3 protein-coding genes, 1 other RNA gene and 1 pseudogene are annotated in these 3783 nt (G+C 67.5%); 1 reads left to right on the top strand and 4 read right to left on the bottom strand.

What is annotated here, in order from left to right; all coding sequences use genetic code 11:
- Positions 1-11: 11 nt before the first annotated feature.
- Both WBB07_RS00660 and WBB07_RS00655 read right to left on the bottom strand, forming a co-directional pair.
- On the bottom strand, positions 12-800 hold the full coding sequence (locus WBB07_RS00660; protein WP_526303741.1) for an enoyl-CoA hydratase/isomerase family protein: 789 nt from the start codon (positions 798-800) through the stop codon (positions 12-14).
- Positions 797-1468 carry a TetR/AcrR family transcriptional regulator gene (locus WBB07_RS00655; protein ID WP_526303739.1) on the bottom strand — a complete coding sequence of 224 codons (672 nt, stop codon included), beginning with the start codon at positions 1466-1468 and terminating at the stop codon, positions 797-799. The genes WBB07_RS00660 and WBB07_RS00655 overlap by 4 nt, the downstream gene beginning before the upstream one ends.
- 229 nt (positions 1469-1697) lie before the next feature.
- Here WBB07_RS00655 and WBB07_RS00650 point away from each other — a divergent pair, with 229 nt between their 5' ends.
- Entirely contained in the window at positions 1698-3173 is a 1476-nt protein-coding gene (locus WBB07_RS00650) for a CYTH and CHAD domain-containing protein (RefSeq protein WP_526303737.1), read from the top strand.
- A 2-nt stretch (positions 3174-3175) separates the two neighbouring features.
- On the opposite strand, the gene rnpB is transcribed toward WBB07_RS00650, so the two are convergent.
- Together rnpB and WBB07_RS00640 are read right to left on the bottom strand one after the other, a co-directional pair.
- Positions 3176-3600, bottom strand: an RNA gene (rnpB, locus tag WBB07_RS00645) — RNase P RNA component class A.
- Positions 3601-3661: 61 nt separating this feature from the next.
- Positions 3662-3783 (bottom strand): annotated as a pseudogene (locus WBB07_RS00640) (IS481 family transposase); the annotation flags it as partial.

Below are 3783 nucleotides of genomic sequence, written 5' to 3'. Positions count from 1 at the left end.
GGGCGTCCGATTCAGCTGAAGTCCGGCAGGCGTTTGTTCAGGAAGGCGTCGATACCTTCACGGCCGTCGGCACCGTCGGCGTTTGCCGCAATCAGATCGGCCTCCAGGGCCATCTGCGTCTCGATGTCATTGCCGAAGGACGCGAGTAGCAGCTTCTTCACCGCGGCGTTGGATTGCTTTGCCCCCGAAGCGATCTGACTCGAGATCTCGAGGACTCGCCGCGGCAGCGTCTCCGCTTCGACCACCTCGTTGACCAGCCCCCATTCCTGCGCCTCGGTGGCCGAGAGGGTGCGGTTGGTGAGCATCAATTCCTGGGCGCGCCGCAGCCCGACCAGCCGCGGCAGGTAGTAGGAGGCGCTTCCGTCGGGGCTCAACCCGGCCCTGGTGTAGGCCATCGTGAATGACGCCTTGTCGGCGGCGAGCACCAGATCACCGGCGACGGCCAGTGAGAATCCGGCCCCTGCGGCCACGCCGTTGACGACGGTGACCAGTACGGCGTCCATCCTCGCGAAGGTCGAGATCGCCCGGTGCAGGTCGTCGGCGATGCCCTTCACGAACGGTCCGGGCCCCAGCGGGGAGGCCGCCATCGCCTTCAGATCGCCACCGGCACAGAAGAATCGGCCGGCACCGGTCAGCACCACCACTTTGGTGGCCTCGTTGTCGGCCTGTTCGGCGGCCGCGGCCAGCTCGCGGGTCATGATGTCGTTCATGCCGTTGGCGGACTCCGGCCGGTTCAGCGTGATGGTGACGGCGGCACCGGATTGCACGTACTGCAGGGTCTGGAAGTCGGTGGAGGTCATGCCCCGACGGTAACGGGTGCGCTGGACAAGTGATCCACGGTCCCCCTCCGCAGCGCCGCGAAGTCCCCTGCCCAGCCCAGCGAACGCAGCGCGCCGTCGGCGATCACCCAGGGTTGTTCCTCGGGGCAGCCGTTGTCATCGGAGCGCCGGTTGATCACCGATTCCACCAGCCGGAACGGCAGGTCGTCGGCATCGGCGACGCCGTCACATTCGGTGATCACCTGGCGCGCCAGCTCGCCGTAGTGCCCCCGCAGCTGAGCGCGCTTGGCCCGGAATCCGGCGAAGCGCTCGACCCGCAGTTCGGGCAACAGGTACAGCGCACCGAGGTTCCACCGGCCGCCGCACAGTTGCAGGCCGTCGCTGACCATCAACAGGTGCAGCCGGGATGCCGCCGGCGAGGTCTGGGCCAGCAACTCACCGGCGAGGATCAACGGCGCGTCGACGGTGCCGGCGACCAGCGCGTCGAGGATGTCGTCCTTGGTCGCGAAGTGGTGATACAGCGAGGCCTGCCGGATGCCGACCGCTTCGGCGATGGCGCGGGTGGAGGTGCTGGAGTAGCCGCGGGTGGTGAACAGCTCGGCCGCGGCGTCGAGGATCTCTTCGCGCGCGGTTTGACCGGGCCGGCGTGACTCCTCCAGACGTGGACGCCCTCGGCCTTCGGTGCGCATGTGTCACATTCTTGCATCCGGCGGTTCCGGCAGCCCGATCTACGGCCCGGAATGAAATCTGCCGCAAGAACTTCCATGCCGACATCGGGCTCCTCGGCACGCGCGCCGGCGCCGACGGGAGTTCACCCGGCCGTCGGACAGCGCAGGTGCAGCTCACCGTCTTCGGACGCCATCTGTTCACCTGGATGTGGGACCCTGTTCAAACTCTTCCACACGCACAGGACCGAAGGTGGACATGGCAGCCGCAAAACCGACCCGGCACAAGGAAGTCGAGCGCAAGTTCGACGTCACCGAATCGACGGTCTCCCCATCCTTCGACGGTTTGTCGGCCGTCGCCCGGGTAGAGCTCTCTCCGGCCGAGTCCTTGGATGCGGTCTACTTCGACACCGCCGGGCAGGACTTGGCGGCCCACAAGATCACGCTGCGCCGCCGCACCGGCGGCTCAGACGAGGGCTGGCACCTGAAACTGCCGGCCGGTCAGGACGCCCGCACCGAGGTGCGGGTGCCGCTCGATTCCTCCGACGAGGACACCGTGCCGGCCGACCTGCTGGACGTGGTGCTGGCGATCGTGCGTGACCGCCCGTTGGCCCCGGTCGCCCGGATCACGACGACGCGCTACATCAACCTGCTGCACGGGACCGACGGCACGCCGCTGGCCGAGTTCTGCGATGACCAGGTGACCGCCTGGGCTGCCGGTGGCGACGAGCAGGCGTGGCGGGAGTGGGAGCTGGAGCTGCTGACCCCGGATGCCGATCCCGGTCTGCTCGACCGGCTGTGCAACCGGCTGCTCGACGCCGGCGGCGCACCTGCAGGGCAGGGCTCCAAGTTGGCGCGGGTGCTCGCCACCGGCGGCACTTCCCCGTCCCGGCCCGCCGCGCCCAAGGATCCGGTGCACCGCGCCGTCGCCGAATTGGTCGGTGAGCTGCTGGAGTGGGATCGGGCGGTGCGCGCCGATGTCTGGGATTCGGTTCATCAGATGCGGGTGACCACCCGGAAGCTGCGCAGCCTGCTCAAGGAGTCCGAGGAGTCCTTCGGCCTGACCGACGACAGCTGGGTGCTCGATGAGTTGCGGAGCCTGGCCGCTGTTCTCGGGGTGGCCCGGGACGCCGAGGTGCTTGCGGAGCGCTATCAGAGCGGGCTCGACGAACTGCCGAGTGAACTGGTTCGGGGCCCGGTGCGGGAACGTCTGGTCGACGGGGCGCACAAGCGGTACGGCGTCGGGCATCGCCGCTCGCTGGCAGCCATGCGCACCACCCGGTATTTCCGCTTGCTCGACGCGCTCGAAGAGCTGGTGACCATCGAGATCGCCGCCGCCGACGATCCACCGGCGCCGGTGACGATCAATTCGGCCTACAAACGGGTGCGCAAGGCCGCCAAGGCCGCCGAGGAGGCCACCGAGGATCGGGACGAGGCCCTGCACCGGATCCGCAAGAGCGCCAAGCGGCTGCGGTACACCGCATCAGCGCTGGGTGCGGACAAGGTGTCCTCAGCCGCCAAGCAGATCCAGACTTTGCTGGGCGATCATCAGGACAGCTATGTCAGCCGCGCGCATCTGCTGCACCAGGCCGATGCCGCACACGTCGCCGGCGAGGACACCTTCACCTACGGTCTGCTGTACCAGCGTGAACACGACCTGGCGGAACGGGCCCGCTCCCAGGTAGAGGCCGCGCTGGCCAAGCTGAACAAATCTGTCGGCAAGCTCTGAGGCGAACGAGCTGGCCTGTAAGCCGGATTCTGTCCCGCTCCCTCCCCGCGTGGCGCGGAGGGAGCGGTGGCGACCATCCATCTGGGTACACCGTTGCCGGGTACCTCGAGCGGTCTACCCGCAGGCTCGGGCGAGCAGCCCTCGAGCGCCTGCGCAGTCACGCCCCCACATGACCTTCTTGACCTTGCTTCGGGTGGGGTTTGCCTAGCCATTCCGGTCACCCGGAATGCTGGTGCGCTCTTACCGCACCGTTTCACCCTTACCGTCACCGGCGGTCTGTTTTCTGTGGCACTGTCCCGCGAGTCACCTCGGATTGCTGTTGGCAATCACCCTGCTCTGTGAAGTCCGGACTTTCCTCGAACGACCGGTTGCCCCTCCTCCCCCTGTGCAGGATCAACCTGTCGTCCGCGGCCGCCCGGCCAACTCGTTCGCCCAATCAAGGTACTCGGCCACGCAAGTCGAGTGCGAACAGTCGCCCGTCCGCCGGTCTAGCTGTACTGACTTGAGAGGTTAGGTACACAGCTAGCGGGTGTTTTGCCTCCGAGTGCGGTGTGGCCGCGGTGGTGATTGTAGGTGTGCAGCCAGATCGGGTACTCGGCGCAGCGTTCGG

This window comes from Mycobacterium sp. (assembly GCF_049647605.1).
GTDB lineage: Bacteria > Actinomycetota > Actinomycetes > Mycobacteriales > Mycobacteriaceae > Mycobacterium.
Note: the sequence above shows the minus strand (reverse complement) of the source record. Positions and strands in the feature narration are given on the sequence as shown.